Origin of the sequence: Kordia sp. SMS9 (genome assembly GCF_003352465.1) — a bacterium.
In the GTDB taxonomy this organism is placed as follows: domain Bacteria; phylum Bacteroidota; class Bacteroidia; order Flavobacteriales; family Flavobacteriaceae; genus Kordia.
In genome coordinates, this window is record NZ_CP031153.1 from 1,650,022 (window position 1) to 1,669,545 (window position 19,524).

Sequence of the window (19,524 nt, forward strand, 5' to 3'; positions counted from 1 at the left end):
ATTTTTACTGTTTGTGTGTGTACGTTCATGGTTGTATTGTTTTTTAAAATGGCCAAGTAACATGCAATGGTTTCTCCATCCATGGTAATTTTATGATTGAAAAAGAAAAAGGCGATTTGATCATTAAAATATCATACGCGCGTTTTTCTACAGTGAGTTCCCAGCGTTCTTCTGTCTCGCGTAAAATACCTTCACGAACAAGCCAGTTGCCACGGAAACCATCTACGGAAGTGTTGCCAATAGCCGTCCAGTGATTGATGGCAGCTTGAATCATTCCATCGATCAATTCTTTTTGACTTTCGGTCATGTCCACACTACTTTTTACAGGCGTAAATGGTGAAATTCCGACTAAAACCTTGTTCAGTGTTAGTAGCGATTCTTCCGTTTCAGTGAGTCCCGTAACGATGTATTGCAAATAATGGATAGCGTTGAGTTGTGCTTCGTCCGAGATAAAAACGTTGTCTTTAATGAGGTCCAAACGCTCTAATAACATTAAAAAATACGTGTTCAACAATACCAATCCTGCGTTGGGAATGGCAATGCCTTCTTTGGGTAAAGTCTTTGAGGTTTCGTCTATCATTTTGGTATCTATTTTTTTAAGTGTGTTTGCTGAATTTTCGCTTTTGGATGATTTTTCACTCGAAATCAAACTTTTATACGTCACCAATAAAGCTGTCGGCAACATCATTTTGATCGTGTTGATGGCTGTGAAAAAATCCTGCTTTTGCACTGCTTTTTTTCCGCAAGTCTCCCACAATAATTCATTCCAAATTTGCGTGCTGGCAATCAAAGACCAATTGGAAGTACGCCAAGCGATCACTATTTTATTAAGAATGATTTCTTGTAATTTTTTTGTTGAAATACCGCGCATGTTGGTAAACGCAATGTTTTCATATAGTTTTTGAACATCTAAAAGTTCGCGGTGTTGTGTTGTGTATAATTTCAGCAGCGTTGTAACAAAGGTTTCAAAATGAAGGGTTTGCGCGAATTGAAGCAACTGCACTTCCGAAATTTGCGAACTGCGAATGGTTTTTAACATCACCAACGGTTGCTGCGCGATCAATTCGTTGACCACACGTTCGTAACTGTACGCTTCTTTGTGTACAAACCAACTCGGTAATGAAAATTCTTTGATGAGGTGTGCGCTCAACAGTTCTATTTGTGCAGTTTTTGTATAGGTTTGAATGGCTTCCGAAAGTGAAATTTGTGGTTGCTCGTATAGCAATTCAAAAACTTGATGTCTTTTTACCAATACTTTTTTGAGTAAAGAAGGAACTTGACTGTTTTGATTGCGTAGGTGTTTTACAATCGTAATTTGATCCAACGTGGCAATTTCTGAAAGTGCATCAAATGTCGTTTCTATGAGCATTTCTACTATTTTTTTCGCTGCTTTTTTCTGTTGAATTAACGCCATGGTTTGTTTCCAGAAAATGGTTTCCAAATTAGAAAGGATTTGTGCATTTCCCAGTTGTCTGGCAAGCATGAATAAGGTTTGAATTGACTGAAATACTTCCGATTGCGCACTTGAATTGTCATTGGCATGAAACACGATAAATGTTTCAAATGACATCGCTTCTCGTAAAAATGTCAACTGTTTTTGACTGATCGAAGTTTCCCGTAAAATGCTTCTAATTTTTGAAGGTGAAGTTTCCAATCCAAAGACAAGCAAGTCTGAAAAACCAACGGTTTTGTTGTGAATTTCAACGGTAGTTTTCGTGGTTTTTAATTGTGTATGTAAGGTTTCAAATAATGCTACTATAGAAATTTGATATGGTGTTTGTAGCGTTTGTATTTCAGTTACAATTTTGGGTGTTTTTTCCGCAAGTTTCAACACTTTCTTGGGTGTCGCTTGCAATACAGGAAATGCTTGAACAACCGTTTTTTCAAATAGCGAAACCAAACGGCGTTCGTTCCCGCGATGTGTTGTATAATCCACCAATACTTGCCAAAAAAGTTCGTGCAATATAGAGTTGATTTGTGTGGTGTTCAACGTTGTTTTTACTGTTGTAAAACGGGTTAAAAATTTTGTTAGTAAACGTGTACGGAGCTGTTTTCCGTTTGCAACGAGGTAGGAAATAAACCTGTCTTCATGCGCTTTGAATTCGATTGAGTTTACTTTTTTGGAACGCACCAGTTTTGAAAGATGTGTGGCAACTTCCGTTTGTTGGTTTGTTGCTTCGGTGAATGTCAAAATCACTTCCAAATCAGTTTGTGCTACTTGTACTTTATAGCGTTTTTGCAAGGAAACAAATTCACGTGCCGACCATGAAAGGGTACGTGTTTTTGGAGTTTTCAATAACAACTGTATCACTTCTTGAATGTCTTTTTTGGAAACGCGTACGCGACTTTCTTGTTGCTCCAAAGTTTGTAATAGTTGCGAGAAGAATTTGGCGGCGTTTCCTTTTGGTTGCTTCCAAACAACTTCCAATCCAATTGCCATAAGCGTATTTTTGATAGCGCGAATCGCCGTTGCTTTTTTTGGATTGTTGGAAATCAATGTTTCTAACAATTGCTGAATTTTTAGCAACAACACATGTTTTTGTGGCACAACCGTTTTTAGGAATCGTGTTGTTCCGTATTCCGCAATCAAAGCCGTAATATGCATTTTGAATTTGGGTGTTTTTTTAAATTCTTGTACCACGTTCCAAAACGTTGTTGGCGAAGCTGAAATCCATTTTTGCACTGTTTTTTCTAGGGTTTTTGTACTGTTGGAAGTTTCAATTTCCGTTGCATAACGCGCTAGAATTTGTTGCAATGTAGCTTTGGATGTATAGGTTTTTGTATTTTTAATTTCTTTTTGATACAGCAAATTTAATTCGTTAAATAGCGTGATGAAACTTGTTTTCTTTTGTGTTGTGGTTACATTTGCTGAGACAAAATGATCTAAAATGACGAGTTTGCGTTGCGGTTGTTTTTTGGCTAATTTTTCGATCACGAAATCTAAAAAGGCACTTTTTTCCACCGATGTATTTTGATGTGCGATACAAAATTCAATGCCGAACGTATACAAGTCTAACACATCTACTTTTACATGATCGGTTGTAGGAAGTTTTGCTAAAAATGAAATTTGCTTCAATACGTTTTTCGATTGCACAGGTGATAAAGCCACAAATAGATTTTCAACCGACGCAGGAATTAAATCTTGTAAAATCGCTTTCCAAACAGTTGGTTTTTGTGCTACTTTTAGGATGATTTTTTGAAAACGCGGTGTATCTAATTTTGATAAATTAATGACCAATTCGTTAAACTCATTTTTCTGCACATTGGTACTTCTCGCGGAAGCGTTATAAAAATACGTTTCCACTTTTGCCCAAAAATTTTCTTGCTGCTTTTCCGTTTTGATACGTGAAAAAGTAGTATTACGAACTTCTTCAGATAATAATTTTAATATTGCGATAAAACCCTTATCTACTTGCGAATATTCATTGGTACGTTCTATGGCATCTTCAATCAATTCAATCATTGCATCGTACGAAAGGTTGAAATGACTTGCCATTTGTGAAACCGTACTTCGCACAAAAGCAATGCGATTGAAAATAGTGCCGCGTTCTGTAAAGAGATAATTTAAAATCCACAACCAAATATTTTTCTTCAGATCATTGGTGCTCGTTTGAACAATTGTTTCTTTTTCTTGTACTTTGACAAATTCTTCTGAAAAATTGATAATTTGTTGATGATTGTTCGGTTCTAATCCCGCAATGATTTTTTTGATAATTGCATCTGGAAATTGCCAAGCAATGCGCTTTCTAACATTGAGAGAAACGCCAATGTGTTGAATCATCTGGATAACATCCAAACGATTATTTAACAATTGTGAACGCATAATTTCTACAGAACTTCCGTAGGTTTCTTGATAATTCCACGGTAAGATTCCTTGCAGAAGGAAATCGCGCAATACGTTAATTTGTGCAATGTCTTCATGAATTATTTCCAAGGTTTGATCGCCGTTTTTCGGATACATGATCAAGTCGTACAATGCATTTCGTAAGGCTTCTTCCAAACGCAACGGAAGTTCGCTCAACATATTTTCATAGGTAATGGCACCGAGATCAATGGCTAACTTTTTAATCTTCAAGGTTTGCCCTTTTGGACAAATACTGTCAAACACACTATGGATCACGCGCTTCATTTTGTACGCACTCCATGCACTGATATCCGTCTGCAATTGATGCGCCAAACTATTGGAATCAAAAGCCGTTTGCCATTGGCAACTTGATATGATATGTGTTCCTTGACTATGCATTGGTGTCTTTATATATTGTTTTTAATTGTGTCACTAAGTTTCCTGCACTAGCAACTATTTTTTGCGCGCGCGTAGTTGCTGCGTTTGTGACTGTTTCAAATGGTTTTGGTGCCGCATAAATGTTTGCATTGTACCATGTAACATACAATGGAATTAATGTTTTTAAATCGTCTGCACTTGTAGGCATAGGATGTGCCGAAATATGGATTGGCAATTGACTTTCCATAAAGTAGGAGAGACGATGTTGCCAATCGGACTCTTGTAATTCTTTTATATAATCTGGAAAAATCCACAACAGCGTATTTTGAAATAATGAATCTGTGATGTCCGTATTGTGTTCTCCATTCCAACTTACTGTAGCGGCCCATAAAATTGATGAATTTTCAATCGGTGAAAACACAACATCAGTCAGCTCTTCTTCAGGTATTTTTGTGGTTGTAAACGTTGGATTGATTTTTTGCAAAAAAGTGTCAATGTCTTGCGATTTTATCGTGTCGAATGCTGCTGAAAGTATCATGAACTCCTCATAGGTTAAGGTCACTTCCATACTAATAATGATTCCAGGTACGACTGTATCTTGAAAGTACAGCTGAAACGTTCCAGATTGTAATAACAAGTTTGTTTCAATCGAAATCATTCCTTTTCGCTCTGTCAAAAGCCATAAGGTAAGCGCACTTTCTTCGAAAAAATCTTCTGATGGATTGACAATCATGTCTTCAGTATCTCCATCTAAAACGCATTGTATAAAGTTGATGTAAATTGGTTTTAGCGTCAACAACATGCTTAGTTTTAAAGAAATGGTTGCATAATCCAAGCAATCTTGTGTGGTAATGGTTTCTAGTTTATTGACCTGTTTTACATTAAACACACCTTGGCTTTTATAGGTTTTTGTAAGAATATTGTACAATTCTTTCTTTGCTAAATATTCCGCTTTTATTTGAGCAATTTGTTCCTGTGTTTGTCCTAAAACATTTGAAAGTGATAGTTGTAAATCAGCCAATGCTTCTCTTGCATTGGCGTTGGCTAATTGCTGAATTAAAGTTGCATTGATGTCTACCATATAAGCGTTCAATTTTGCCGCGCCAATACAGTTATACGTTTTGGTTCTGTTGTATGAAAGTACTTGTAAATTTTGAAGATATACGCTTTTAATAATTACGCGATCTTTGATGATATTGCCAGAATATACCGTTCCAAAAACAAGCGTATCCATCACCAAAGGCGATTCGCCATGTCGCGCCAATAGATGATTGAGCAAGTCGTTTCTGCGTTGTAAATTTACGGTGTCATCCTCTGAAAACACCAACAAACCATACATGTATGAGTTGTACGGATCGTCTTGGTATTCTAGCCAATTTTGATATGTAAGTTCGTCTTGTGATTGTGAAACTGGACCAAATTTAAAAATGCTATTGTTCCGCAATAAGGGTTGTACATTTGGCACACTTTTATACAGCGATTGGTAAAAATATGTGGGTGAAAATACTTCAAACGGCGCAGGATATTTGGGATGCGCTTTTTCTTCTTTCGATTTGATATTGTTATACTGTTCTAAATCGGAAGGTGTACCTGTGATGGCGTTTTTAAAGGAAAATAATTTGTCAATATTCGCCAATTGTGCAAACTGATTGCTTAGCATCTGATCGAACAAACTTAAATAGCCTTTCAATTGTCTTGATTGTGCTATTTGATAGGCTGGCATGGAATCGTTCACCGCATTTAAACCAACCGCATACGCTTCTGGAAATGTGTGTTGAATGGAATAGTAACTGGTAATGTCTCTGTATTTTCCTGTTGGTACTTTAGGTGCAATTTGTACCGAAGCCACTTCATTAATTTGTGAACTTGGTTGTTGCATGTTTGCCAATTCGTCTAGCAAAGAGGTTTTTAAAGAAGTGTTTAATTTTTTGCCTTGCATGCTTATTGAAAAACCTGATGTGTCTGTACTATCTGTGTCTTTTGATTGCTTTGGTAGTACGCTGAAAGTTAAGATTTCATATTGTTCACAAGTTGCCGAATTTTTTGGCGCATTTTTATATGTAAATGAAATTCCCGAAACCGTTTGTACGCCGTCAATATTTTTGATGAGTTGTGTAATTTCAAAAGGATAAATAGTATTTCTTTTAGGTTGAATACTTTCAGAAGGAATCCAGCCGTTTTTGAGCGATGGTCCATTGAAAATGGCGTTTGTTTTTTCGCCAGAAACTTTCAACATATCATATCCTGTCTGCGTTACCTCTGGAAAAATATAATTATTGATAGACTGCATAATTTCAGGTAGCACCGAGTTAAAATCATATCCAGATTGTAATTCCAATGTTCCGCTTACGGTATATTCTTTTGGGGAAAGTAGTTGCGGTTGCAAAAACAATTCACCCAAATTTCGACGACTGTTCAATACCGACAAAGTTTCACTTATGGGCGCATCAATTACAGACGGATTGCTGTAATTCGGATCTAACAAGAGATATACTTGATAGATGCCATTTACAAACGGAAACGTTAACGAAATTGGTAAAATCACCACATTTTTAACGCTTGGCACTTCATCAATAATAAACTTTATATAATCGTTCACCGTGATGGACGAAGTTGTTAAAATATTTTGCGGCAGGTAAAATTGATTTTCAACAGTTAAATCGCCGTTTTTAGCTGTCAAAATATCTTTTATGGAGAAATTTGCACAATAGCCAAGTTCTGTAAAGGCATAGCACAATTGCTCCAAAATAGTCACACCAGGATCGCTCGGATTCAAGTTTGTCCAGGCTTTATCACTATGCTCTTGAATGTACGCAAGACCTGCTGCTTTGAGCGCTTCAAAATCGAGCTCCAAAGGAAGTTGTGTGTCTACGATGTAATTTTCCTGCGTCATTAGTTGTATGTGATTGTACTATTTTTTGTCATGTTATTAAGTGATGGTACCAATAGAATTCCATCTTTTTGCGCTATTTCTTGCTTGGGTTTTTCATTTTTTCGATATTCAATGGCTCCGGTGTCAAAATTTTTAGTGCCAACTAGAAACGAAATGCTGGTTACTTCTAAAATGCTGTCATAACTGTTGATAAATGCGGCAAGTTGCGCCGTAGTCAGTCCTGTATCAATGGTAATTTGTTCTTGTGCGCTGGTAATCCATGGTGCTAAGAATATATTGATGCCATTGTTTACTTCTTTGGTCACGGAGGTAATATCTTCACCAGGTTGCACTTGAATTTCTGCCGTAATTTTTACATAGTGCAATTCAAAATTCTCCACAGAAACCGTCAAAAAAGGTGACACGCGTGCAGCAATGTATTGTTGTATTTCCAATTCCTTACATTCGCTGAGTAGCGGTTGAAACGCGTTGGTTTCTGTAGCATCTGCAACACGTTTTATGACATGTGTAAACGCTTGTTTTTGAGATTTTTTGTATATCGTTTTGGAATAATATACTTCTGGAAACTCCAATCGGATTGTGTTGTAAAAATCGTCCATGGTCACCAACCGATCTTTCGTTTTGAGTCGTGTGCTTACGCGCGCATTCATTTGCATGTTGGTTTCTGCGGCTTTTCCACCAAACGAAGCAAAAGGTTGCACTGTTGCTGCAATTTCGGGAATGGCAGTTTGCGGACTTGTAATAACATTTGGTAAAATTTGCGGAATTTCCGTTGAAAAATCATCTGCCGCTACGACACGTTGCAATGTAAATCCGTTGGTGTTGAGATACGAAGTTTCTGGAAAGCTATCAAGATTGTCAATAGTGCCAATCGCAATCCAATAATTGCTTCCGCTCATTGTGTCATGAACCGTTGTAATATCAGCAGGAATATTGATGGTGATGATACCTGAACAGGTAAAATGATCGGTATCATCTGCAATATCAGTATCTGCAAACGCTTTCCAGCCATCGGTACTTAGATACGAATATTGAATTGATTTTTTTTCAAGTATTTTCTCTGTGTACGTTCGCGCAAGCTCAACATAAAAACTTACTTCAGCAGGCATGATAAGATCTTGCAATTCGATAAATAATTGACCTTTTGATGAGAATTTTGGCAATATAGGCAAGGCTGTTAGTGGTGTTATGAGTCTTTCTGTTTTTTTTGTGGGCAAGGTTCCAATTATGATATTTTCTGCGATGATTCTTTCATCTAAAGTGGTATCATATACTTTGTAATTGGCAAAAGGTGTATTGTAAAAACATTGCAGCGGATAGTTTTGTTTATTTGTGGAAAAATCATAACTCACCGAAGCCGCATAACTTCCTTGAAATGCACTGACCATTGGGACAAACGGAATGTTTGGCGGAGAGACCAACGGGTTTTCTGCACCTGAATTGTTTATTTTTTCTGCGATGATATCCGCATTGAATAGCGCAATTGCTTGTACTACTTTTGGGTATAACTCTGTTCCAAAACCGTAGGTAGGCTCGGTTAATTTCATTCGTAAAAATCCTGCTTCCGTTTTGTCGGTAAGTTGCAGTATTTTTTGCTGTAATGTTGCATCAACATTTGCTGGATTCAAGTCAATTCCTGCAAAATCGAACGTGCGCGATACAGGAATCGTTTTTAGATTGGTAGTGTCTTCGAAAAATAAGTTTTCTTCTATCGCGGAAGAAAATGTATTCGTATTAATGGTATAATAAAAACTTTCCCAAATACTATGTTGCAGTTGTTGAAAATCTACATAAAATGAGTCATTAGAAAAATAATTCGTAATTGCAGGAGGTGTTTCAGTGGCTGTATCTGTTTCGTTATCAGTTCCAAAGATATTTTTTAGTTGACTGAAAAATGTTTTTTTCTCTTTTCCTTTTGGAGTAAGCGCACTTGTTTCAAAGGCATTAATTTTTTCTGTAATGGTTGTTTTTGTAGTGTTGATTTCGTTTGTAATAGTTGTTTTTGCTGTATTTACCGTAGTTGCATCTACTTTTCCGGCTGTGGTAATAGTGGAACTTAATGTTTGTAATGTCGTTGTAATGGAGCTTGACATTTGCGTATTTAACGTTTGAATAGCTACGATCAATGTACTGACAGCTTTTATGTTCTTTGCTAGTTTTGTGTTTTGATTTTGTACTGTACTTGTAAGATCGGCTACGTTAGTTTTGATCAATTGTACAGCATCACTTACTGTATTTTTGTTGAGTATATTGGCAAACAAATTATCTTCCGAGGAAGTGACCCCTTGATAAAACGAATTTTGCAATTGTGTAATTTTTTCAAGTGCTGCGATCAACATATCAACTTGTGAAAGTTCTGATGAGTACGCACCATTTAAGTATTGATTATACGCTTGGTAATAGTTTTCAAAATCAAAATCAGCAGCAAACGGATTCCACGTTAACGTAAAACTGATGTCCGTAGCTGGTTTGCTGAAAATTTCGGCATTTCCTACCATAAAATGCTGATTCACTTTTGGCGCGCCTCCCAACAATTGAAAAGGTTTTTTAGGATTCAATTGTCCAAAATCATTATACAATTGAAAATTTTGCAATTCGTTTACAGTAACATCAATATTTAGTGTAGCAATTGCTAGTTTTGAGTATGTATCATCGTAATTTGGAAATACAATTTTTAGCAGTGGCCATTCAGAAGTATATCCATCAGGATTTTTGGTAAATGCTTTAATTGCTGGATCTGTTGCATTCAACTGTAATTGTAGTTGATTTTTGTTGGAATCAGTAGAAATATTTCCAGCAGCAGGTACTTCAAACCAAGCTTTCTCCGTGCTTAGGTAGAATGTAAAGTCAGGTTGTGAAAAATCAATTTCTTTACTTTTTGAAAATGTAAACGTAAGCAAGAGCGTTCTTTTTGTAGCTTCTTCCAAATAAAACATCGGCGAAGCAATCGTAAATGCCAATTCTTGTTGTGTGCCAACTGGGGTTTGTGCAGAACCAAAGGTTTTCCACGTTTCTATTGCACCAGTTTCACCTTTAGTAACCATATTTACAGGCGGTAATTTTTCTAAGTATAATTGAATGCTACCAGTATTGTTGGTTTTAGCAAGTGTGTATGCATTGACAATTTTTGCAGGATTGAACGAGGTTTTCTGCGTAGCTTCAAACAGAATTGGTTGCTTATCTGCATTAATTCCCGCAGAAAAAAGGGTATTTTTTTCGAGTTGAAATGTCGCTGTTTTCTTTGCCAATTCGCTACTTGCAAAAACCATATCGGGCGATACACTGTTTGGCGATTGTTTTAAAATGTCGTCGTAATAAAAATTCAAATGTTTGGTAGCCAACGAATTGAATTGTTTCTGATAAATTTTCAACAAACTCGTGAAGGTTCTCAGTAACATCGTATCTGGAAAATGTCCAGGCTTTTGTTGCAGCGTTATCAATTCGGTATCGGCATACGAAATGCACTTGCTGTAAAATCCAAAAACTGTTTTTCCTGTGCCTTTTAAACCATTAAAAATATCCAATCGGACTTGTTTGGTTAAAATATATGCAATGATTTCTTTGAGCAATTTGTAAAGTTCTTTCTCAATTTTCACAATATCTTTTACAAGCGTTTCAAAAACCCTTTTCAAAATGGTTAAAAACCATTCGCCAAACGTTTCTAAAATGCTCACAATTGTACTTATTATTGCTTCCAAATAGTACAGAGCTTTGTCAATCAATTGTTGAAAATTTTCTGGAGTCAAATTGACCGTAATAGCTGTAAGCGTATCTTGAAAGTCTTTGATGTCGTTCAGCAAGTTTTCTATGGCGTCAGAAGCATCTTTTTCCGTGGTATTTGCTGTGAGTTTTTTCAGTTCCGCAATAATTGCCTCAACTATTTTATATACAACTTTTGCGGCTCCTTTTTTAAATGTAATTACTTTATCAATGATAGCACTTGCGTTTGAAAATAAAGTATTCAACGCTTTTTTTAATTCTGTAAAAGCGGCTTTCACAGTTGCACTTATTTCTTGCGGTGTACTTGGCAATTTACCTTTAAGGAATTGAAGTAGTTCGTTAACCAAAGTGGCAAAATCCTTAAAAAAGTAATACACATACTCATTTTCAGGTGAAAACTTCAAGTTTAATAATGTCCAATAGGGTGTTTTTCCTTTGCTATCTTTCCAGATTTTTTGATCGTAATTCTCATACAAATAGGTATCTACAGGTTGTATGTTTGGAACGATTTTATTGAGATTAAGATCCGTTCGCAACGCCAAAATTGCCCAAAGCAAGGCGCTTTGTTGTTGTTTTACTTGCTGAATGATATAGGTTTTAAGATTGTAATCCAAAGTCGATTGTTGCATGTAACTCGTCCATTGTTCAACGGTTTGAAACACTGCACTCAACTGATCAAAGAGCTGATTGAATCCGTTTGAAATATACGTTGTGTGGATGTCTTCTTGCAAGGCTATTTCCAATTGTAAACATATATTAATAAACAACGAATAGGCTTTTTGAAAAGCTGTTTTTGCAATAGAAGCCACTAAAAAAACAGGATCTTTTAGTAAAAAAGGAGCCCAATTTCCGTTAATCGTATTTGTACGATCATAAAAGTTAAACAATGAGGCAAAGTCTGCCAGTAGCCGCAAATTATCAGTTTCCGTTCTGCCATCTATCAAACCAGCACTGGGCACTAAAGCTTCCTCTAGTGCTATCATTGCTGTATGTTGATCAAATTGACGCATTGTTTTATCGTTGTAAATTGGTGCCTTCTTTTATGTAAAAAGGATACACATAATTGTGTCTTGTATTGGTTTGATTGTACATATAATCAATAGAAACTTCTACCAAGCCATTTTGTAAATCGGCAAAAGTGACCTCAACTTTTAGTACTTTTATTCTTGGTTCATTATTTAAGAGTGACGCTTTTACGGCTTCTCTAATTTCTCCTTGTAACGTAGGACGCATTTCTTTAAAGAAAAACGTTTGCAATCCTGAACCAAATTGCGGTGAGAATGGGCGTTCTCCAAACGTGGTTTGCATGATCAAATGAATCATTTCATTGATATTCGTTTCATACTTGGTCAATTGCAACTGATGATTTTCCACAGAAAACGTCACTGGAAATGACCAACCCGAACCGAGAAATTCTTTTTGTATGTTGTTCAAGCTATCCACCGATCATCACTGTAAAATCTCCCAAAACAATAGATCCGCCGTGTGCGGTGGTATCGCCTATTCGTGCGGCGGGCATTCCGCCAATCATAACGGTGGCAGAACCTTTTACAATAGAATCTGGTGGTCCTACACAAGTCAACATATCGCCCACACGTGCGGCAGGCAATTTGCCAATTAAAACAGTAGGTTCTCCGGGTCCAATAACAGGGCCGCCTACATGCGGAATTGGTGGAAGTCCTGGTGTTACCATCGGACATTCATGAAAATCGGTTAATCGTGCTGCTGGTGGCATAGTTTTGTTTTAGTATTGAGATGTTAGTATTGAGAATTGAGAATACTTTGTAATTCACTCATAACATCTTTATTTTATTTATAATATTGATTTACATAAGATTTTAGTCATACTTACTAATTCCTATTTTTCCCAAGTACTTCTCGATACTAAATTTCTACAAAATTTCACTCGAAGTGACGTTTTTGTTTTTCTAGTATTGAGATGTAAGTATTGAGAATTGAGAAAAATCTAATATCTCACTACTCAATTCTAATATCTATTAGTTAATTAATCATCACCATCGCGCCTTTAATAGTGGTTTCTGTTCCGCCTTGAAGCGAAGCGGTCATGCTTCCTTCTGCGGAGTATTGCATATCAGCGGTTTGTTTGATGTTCATTCCTTTGACTTGTACATCGCCGCCTGAAGATTCAATAGAAACGCCCATATCACCTTTTAACGTGAGGTTTTGCGAAGCTTGTACGGTAATGTCTTTGTCACTTGTAATGGTAATGCCACTTTCCGACATCACAATGCTGTTGTTGTTTTGATCTTTGATGGTGATTTGCTTATCTTGATCGCTAAAAATAGCGGTATTTTTACTAGGTGTTTCTAGTGTAAGCACTTTGTTTTCATCGTCAAATTTCACGTTGATTCCTGTTTTGGATACAATTGCTTTGATGGTGTTTTTTTCGTCAGGATCTAAGCCTTCAAACGGTTTGTTTTTGTCTGAACTATACATGCTTCCCAAAATGATTGGATAGCGAGGATCTTCATTCAAAAAACCAACCACAACTTCATCGCCAACTTCTGGCATAAAGAACGCACCTGCGCCTGAAGTGGAGTAGAAGTTTGTCAATCGTGCCCATAAACCTTCTCCATTTGGATCAAATAAAGGAATATCAACTAATACACGATATTGACTATCTGGATCTTCATACATCTTTTTTACGGTAGCATTGAACAATCCTTGTGCGCCTGGCAATAATCCGGAAGCTGGTGGTGCCATGACGTCTGGTTCTTCTGTAAACCATACAGGCGACAAACCAACGGAAACTTCGGTAGTCCAGTTTCCATGTCCAATCAAATGATGCACGTTGGAAATAATGTGATCGCCATTAAAACGATCGCCCAAACCTGCCAGAGTGATGTATTTTCCTGGATCAACCAAGTTGCTTCCTTGAAATTTGACTTCCCCTTGAATTTTAGCATACGCACTTTTTACCAACGCCGCTTTGGACCAATTTGTTAAGTCAGCAGCTTGCACTGGCGCGGTAGTTTGCAATTCATAATCAGACAATCCGACAACTTCCGATAGTTTTTTAGATGATAAGTTTCCCGGACCTGCATAACTACTAGAAGCATCACCTGAAGCAGTTGCCTGTTGAGAAAAATCCCAAGAAGTTCCTTTTGCCGAACCTAATTGTGTAACTGAATCAAGCGAAGCATTAAACTCCAATAGGTTATTTCCATAGGCAATTTCTAAGACAGAGGTTGTATCATTATCTGGAGGAAACACGGAGACTTTTCCATTGAGTGTCGTTACAATCATGCCGTTTGTTTCCGCTCTAGCGAGGATAAAATCCCAATCGGTTGTATAGTATTGCACTTGCTCTGGCCATTCGGTTGTCGTTGCCGAAACATCAGCCGATAAGCCGCTATAATTTCCAATAATAGCACTCATAATGTCACTGTCTTTCTTTTTGGCGTAGGTGACACTTTTACGTCCAACAATCATTTTTACGGCTTCATCACGACATTCTACTACTAAAACGGAACCTTCTGCACCGTGTATACGAATGCTTTGTTTGGTAATGATTCCTTCAAAAATGGTTTCGTTTTTAGAATCGTATCCGACTTCAATCGTAATTTTATTTCCTGGCACAAATGTGCTAGAGGAACTTACGTCAAACGTTTCTGTAGCGGGACTTCCATCAATGATGACTATTTTTGCTACCGAGATGCGATTGATCCCTTTTTCCACTTCAATAGATTGTACGTCCATGGCGTCTGGAATAGCACTTCCATCGGTTTTAATATCGAAAGTGACCAATCCGCCACTTGTAATGTTTGTTGATGCGCTCATATAGTTTTAGGTTGGCTTAATGATTGGTGGAAATACCAATTGTTCTCCACCTTTTAATTGTCTGAATTTGTTTAAATCATTGTACTCTGCTACTTGAATGTAATAGTACGGCGTGTTCCAAACCTTGTTTGATAATTGCGGCAAGCTTTCTCCTTGAACAACTTCGACCAAATGTGAAATGTCGGGAGAACTTTCATTGTCTTCTTTTTTTCGCTTGTCAGCAGAAACATATTTTCCGAAGCTTAATGAGATTTTCGCTCTCAGCGGACTTCCATCAGGTTTGAAAAGTGTGTACGTAGTATCAAATGATTTTAATACGCTGTAAAATACCAAATCGCTTCCCCATTGAATTTTTACGAAATTCGGTCTGTGAATATCGCCGTTGTAGGTGTATACAATGTCTTCTAAGGTTTCAATTTCCTTATTGAGATCAGTTCGTTTGTTATCGACAATACCTGTACAATCAATGACAATGTCAAAACTGAGATTGTCGCTTGGTGTGTGTTTGTATTTTTGCGATGTTGTACTTGTATCAATAGGTTGTTGTTCATTGTATTCAATGCTACGACTCCATTTGATTGATTCTGGATTGATCATGAGATTGTACGGATCGCCTGAGACGGCTTGTGTAAAGTCTTCGTCTTTGTATCCTGTTATTTTCATATATTCTAATGCCATAATCGTGCTTTATCGGTTATACTTTTCTCGTTTTTGTGCTTCAGTAATCATGCGACGGCAACTTTCCAATACTTCATTTTTGAGTTGTGAAGTATCATACGCGCTGCGTTTGCTGTGCAAGTTTTCATGAACGGTTTTTATTTCCGTCTTGATGACTAATTCTCTGATTTCTATCGGCATTTTGTACGTTTTGTATACGATTTATGAACTTGTTCCCACATCAAAATACGTGTATGCAAGTTCCATAGTTTCAATCAATATTTCACTTTCCTGCGATTTTAAATCGGACACTGCATAGCTTACGGGATATGCGTTGTGAAATGTCCATTTTTTTAAAACTTTCGCTTCATTATCAAGGAGATTTACAGATACATCTTGCGTTTTTATGGCGGTTGCAAGTCCACCATCAAGTGTATCTGAAAACCATTGAATGAGTGACGATCCTGTTGGAACAATGGCGCGTTTGAGTATTAAATTTTTACTCGAACTCGTCGTTGGCAACCGATATTTGAATCGGTTTTCTCCGCCGCCAGCCACTTCTTCTATGCCCAATTCTTTGCTGATTCCTGAGACTTCTTTAAAAGCCGCATCTTCGCCTTCAAACGAAAGTGAAAAATAGAAACCAACAGGATATGCACTGTTATTATCCATTTGTTATGATGAGTTGTTCGTGTGCAATTTCTAAGGTATCAATTGCCACTTCGTTTCCATCAGATTTCAAATCGGTACTTGTAATTTTGGTTGGCCATGCATTGTTGAGCTGCCATTGCATGGTTACTTTTCCGGCTTCGTCCAATAGTTTTATTAATACCGTTCTACGCTTGATTGTGTTCATAGAAATTTCTGCATGCCATTTCCAAAAGGTATTGTCGTTGACAAAAACGCCGCGTTTCATGGTTACATTTCCATACTTTACAATGCCCGGCATTTTTTCAGTGGAAAAGAGTGTACTATTACTTTTACGGTATTCTATGATTTGATTTTCAACGTCCATTCCAGAAACTTCTTGGAATGCAACGCCTTTCATTTCAGTTCCTAAATCTACTTCGAATCGGAACTTCGGCATGGGCCATGTTGCGCCTTCTTTACTTCCATCATCTGCCATAATCTTATGTTTTTAATGAGTTATACTTTTTGTTTTTTTATACGGTTTCTAGGTATTTATTAACTAGAAGTTGCTTGTTGTTGTTGGAATGTCAGTACAATAAATTCTGCTGGACGTACTACAGCAACTTTGACAGTTACATTCATAAATCCATTTAAAATATCGTCTGAAGTCATGGTGGAACCTAATCCGCATTCTACCGAAAAGGCTGCTGCTGCTGTGGCACCTTGCAATCCTCCTTGTTTCCATATTCCAGTTAGGAAGCTTCCAATCATTGATTTTACACCTTCCCACGTATTTTTGTCATTTGGTTCAAAAACGTACGCTTGCGCTGCTAGTTTACAGGATTGTTCCAAGAAATTCATGGTTCTTCTTACGGATAAGTAACGCCAATCTAAGCTGTTTCCATCTAAGGTTCTGGCACCCCAAATTAGAATTCCAAGTCCATTGAAAAAACGAATCGCGTTGATTGATTTTCCTGAAACTGCATCCACATTTAGGTCTGCTTGTTGCGATTCTGAAAGTTTTATAGGTAAGGATGACGCACCCACCATAGAAGTATTTGCTGGTGCTTGCCATGGACCAACTTCGTTATCCGTTACAGTAATTACTCCAGCCATTCCGCCACTTGGTGGTAACATATTTGCATCGCTCAATACATGATTGATGATGGAACTGTACGTTTTGCTAGAAGTAATGAGTGAATTGTTGTATTGACTCACAGTTAATGGGGTTCCTGAAGGATTTTCAATGTTTCCAATAATCGTATCTACTGTTTGGTTTGGATTGTCTGCTGGACTTAATAATGGTTGTAATTGCTTTACATCGCCACCAAATAGATTGGTATAATCAATGTCGGAAGTCTGCATAATAGTCGTTCCCACAAATGGATAATACGCTGTTCCGTAATTGAGTCCGTTGGCACCAGTGTTGTCACGGAATGCGGTGATGTCGTCCATCCACATTACGGGATCAGGATTTCTTCCTCCAATTACATCAAAAATGGCAACGGCGGTTTGCATTTCTTCTGCTTGTAATAGCATAGAAGCCATCAAGGTTCCGTTATTTGCCACGGAAAGCAATGTCGCTTCTGGACAGATATACATGGTTGGTTCTTGTTCGTTTTTCAACAATGCCAATCCGTTTGTTAAATCGTTCAATTGTACGTTCGGATTTACAATTTGATCGCCTGGTGTCATTGCTTTTCCTGATTGTGCTCCATAACTTCCCACAGATACAATATATGCATCACCGCCACCATTTTCATAGAATAAGCGAATGCTGTTGTACAAATAGTAAATCGTGTTTGGATCGGGCACAATGGAATAGTAGGTGCCATCAATTAACATATAATCACCTTTTTCGGGCTGACTTTTTTCTGCCACCAAATAATACTGCGGACTGTATTGTTTTGCAGGATCTGCGGGTGCAGGAGGATCAGGTAGCATAAAAATTGCTTGAAAATCTGTAAAGGATGTAATTTTGGTCGGCACATTCGTGTACGATTTCCCTTCATACATGGCTTGTGGAGTATATCCTATAAATGCGGGAACTGCGGTTGCTACGGGAACAACAGAATTTCCGAAACCATTTATTTCATTGATATAAACCCCTGGAGATTTAATGGTTGATAAATTCATAAAATAGTAGTTATTAGTTCGTAATAATTTTTTATAAGTACTGAATAAGGCATCTTAGATATATAAGTACACTAAGGATGCTATTGTATGGTCGTCTTGTGTTTGTAAATTTTGTGGATTCGGAATAGGCAATCCTTTGAATATGATTTCCTTTCGTTCGCCTGAAATGGTTTTTTTGGTATTGATTAAATTGAATTGATGTGTTACTTCATTTGTTAATGGAATTTGGATTTGTGATGAAAATGGCAATGCGATATCACCATTTTGTAAGGTAATTTCCGCCGCAGCGGTAAACTGAATGGCTGCGTCTGTACTTTGTATTTCGAGTTGATTGTATTCTTGATTAGATTTGTTGATTATATAATAAACCCACTGTGTTTGGCGTGCCTGCAATTGAATGCTGTAAGCTATAGGATCGTTTGTTTTTTTTGCTTGAATGAGATCTTCAAACTTGATTGTCAATTGTAATGCATGTTGTGTAGCTGCTTTTTGCACAAATGTTTCTTTGAGCATTATACTATTGTTTGAAGCATCACTGTTTGTTTGATCACTTGTAAATGTGAGCACGCCAACTTCGTTCATGGGAATGTCCGTAAAATAGTAGAAATTCTGATCGGTGGTTCTTCCTAAAAATTCAAAAGCCGTTTGCCCAGAAACTTGCGAAATATAGTTTAAGTACGTTTCTAAAGATTGATTGGTGGTGGAATACACTTCAAATCCATCATTTGTTTTGCGTATTGTAAGTCCGTACTTCTGAAATGTGGCTTGCGTTTCTGCGGCAGCTTCATATAGCAAACATTCACAAACGTTTGATGCATAATACGAATGCGACACACTCACGTTGAATAGTAATGTATAGGTTGTATTCATGATTTTTCGTCAGTATTTGTGTTGATGCTTTGTACTGCGGTATCAAATCCTTCTGCTTCGTCAGCGACAATTGTTACGAGTCTCAATTTATAAATGACAGATGGTTGATATTTCGCGCCAAGCGCGGTCCACAAGTTTTGCATCTGCATGTAGTTTTCTCCTTTTTGAAATTCGTACTCCAACTTGCTAATTTCTTTCGGAATTTCAGCACTTTTAGTGGCATCAACCATTTCATTAATTTGAAAAAACTGAATAGATGCATCTAAAAATTTTAAGGCTTCTATATAATTGTCAAAATTGGGTGTAATCAGCGTATACAAGTTATACCGATGGCTTAGCGATTTTCGGACATAATTTCCATCGCTTACTCGTTGATTTTGGTTGTAAAATTGTTTCGTAGTTTCTTGCTCCACGTGAATCAGCGAGATAATGATTTTGTTTTGATTTTCTTTAGGTACAGCGCCTGTTTGATCAATAATAGGATTGATCACTACAACATCGTCATCCAAGCCAAATTTCATTTTGACATATTGGTTGAGTGTTTTTCCTGTAAATTGAAGTGCTTTTTCAATCATGTTGGTAAATGGTTTGGTTA

The 19,524-nt window shown here is 37.2% G+C and carries 13 protein-coding genes; all 13 read right to left on the bottom strand.

All coding sequences use genetic code 11. The annotated features are described in order from the left end of the window. Positions 1 to 43 precede the first annotated feature (43 nt). Complete coding sequence (locus KORDIASMS9_RS07155; RefSeq protein WP_114902188.1) at positions 44 to 4,243, bottom strand: contractile injection system tape measure protein; 4,200 nt, start codon at positions 4,241 to 4,243, stop codon at positions 44 to 46. Continuing rightward, complete coding sequence (locus KORDIASMS9_RS07160; RefSeq protein WP_114902189.1) at positions 4,236 to 7,115, bottom strand: hypothetical protein; 2,880 nt, start codon at positions 7,113 to 7,115, stop codon at positions 4,236 to 4,238. Before KORDIASMS9_RS07160 ends, KORDIASMS9_RS07155 begins: the two co-directional genes overlap by 8 nt. Further along, on the bottom strand, positions 7,115 to 11,818 hold the full coding sequence (locus tag KORDIASMS9_RS07165; RefSeq protein ID WP_205318040.1) for a hypothetical protein: 4,704 nt from the start codon (positions 11,816 to 11,818) through the stop codon (positions 7,115 to 7,117). Before KORDIASMS9_RS07165 ends, KORDIASMS9_RS07160 begins: the two co-directional genes overlap by 1 nt. A 31-nt stretch (positions 11,819 to 11,849) precedes the next feature. Next, complete coding sequence (locus tag KORDIASMS9_RS07170) at positions 11,850 to 12,278, bottom strand: GPW/gp25 family protein (RefSeq protein ID WP_114902191.1); 429 nt, start codon at positions 12,276 to 12,278, stop codon at positions 11,850 to 11,852. Continuing rightward, positions 12,271 to 12,570, bottom strand: a complete 300-nt coding sequence (locus tag KORDIASMS9_RS07175; RefSeq protein ID WP_114902192.1) for a PAAR domain-containing protein — start codon at positions 12,568 to 12,570, stop codon at positions 12,271 to 12,273. The genes KORDIASMS9_RS07170 and KORDIASMS9_RS07175 overlap by 8 nt, the downstream gene beginning before the upstream one ends. 266 nt (positions 12,571 to 12,836) lie before the next feature. Beyond that, on the bottom strand, positions 12,837 to 14,636 hold the full coding sequence (vgrG, locus tag KORDIASMS9_RS07180; protein ID WP_114902193.1) for a type VI secretion system tip protein VgrG: 1,800 nt from the start codon (positions 14,634 to 14,636) through the stop codon (positions 12,837 to 12,839). Between the two features lie 6 nt (positions 14,637 to 14,642). Then, positions 14,643 to 15,314 carry a hypothetical protein gene (locus KORDIASMS9_RS07185; protein ID WP_114902194.1) on the bottom strand — a complete coding sequence of 224 codons (672 nt, stop codon included), beginning with the start codon at positions 15,312 to 15,314 and terminating at the stop codon, positions 14,643 to 14,645. Between the two features lie 9 nt (positions 15,315 to 15,323). After that, complete coding sequence (locus KORDIASMS9_RS23125; protein ID WP_162819804.1) at positions 15,324 to 15,494, bottom strand: DUF5908 family protein; 171 nt, start codon at positions 15,492 to 15,494, stop codon at positions 15,324 to 15,326. Between the two features lie 21 nt (positions 15,495 to 15,515). Beyond that, on the bottom strand, positions 15,516 to 15,965 hold the full coding sequence (locus KORDIASMS9_RS07190) for a phage tail protein (protein WP_114902195.1): 450 nt from the start codon (positions 15,963 to 15,965) through the stop codon (positions 15,516 to 15,518). After that, positions 15,958 to 16,419 carry a phage tail protein gene (locus KORDIASMS9_RS07195; RefSeq protein WP_114902196.1) on the bottom strand — a complete coding sequence of 154 codons (462 nt, stop codon included), beginning with the start codon at positions 16,417 to 16,419 and terminating at the stop codon, positions 15,958 to 15,960. The genes KORDIASMS9_RS07190 and KORDIASMS9_RS07195 overlap by 8 nt, the downstream gene beginning before the upstream one ends. A 59-nt stretch (positions 16,420 to 16,478) precedes the next feature. After that, positions 16,479 to 18,059 carry a phage tail sheath C-terminal domain-containing protein gene (locus tag KORDIASMS9_RS07200; protein WP_114902197.1) on the bottom strand — a complete coding sequence of 527 codons (1,581 nt, stop codon included), beginning with the start codon at positions 18,057 to 18,059 and terminating at the stop codon, positions 16,479 to 16,481. Positions 18,060 to 18,113: 54 nt separating this feature from the next. After that, positions 18,114 to 18,929 (bottom strand): hypothetical protein, encoded by an 816-nt coding sequence (locus KORDIASMS9_RS07205; RefSeq protein ID WP_162819805.1) that lies wholly within the window; start codon positions 18,927 to 18,929, stop codon positions 18,114 to 18,116. After that, positions 18,926 to 19,504 carry a DUF4255 domain-containing protein gene (locus KORDIASMS9_RS07210; protein ID WP_114902199.1) on the bottom strand — a complete coding sequence of 193 codons (579 nt, stop codon included), beginning with the start codon at positions 19,502 to 19,504 and terminating at the stop codon, positions 18,926 to 18,928. Before KORDIASMS9_RS07210 ends, KORDIASMS9_RS07205 begins: the two co-directional genes overlap by 4 nt. Between the last annotated feature and the right edge of the window lie 20 nt (positions 19,505 to 19,524).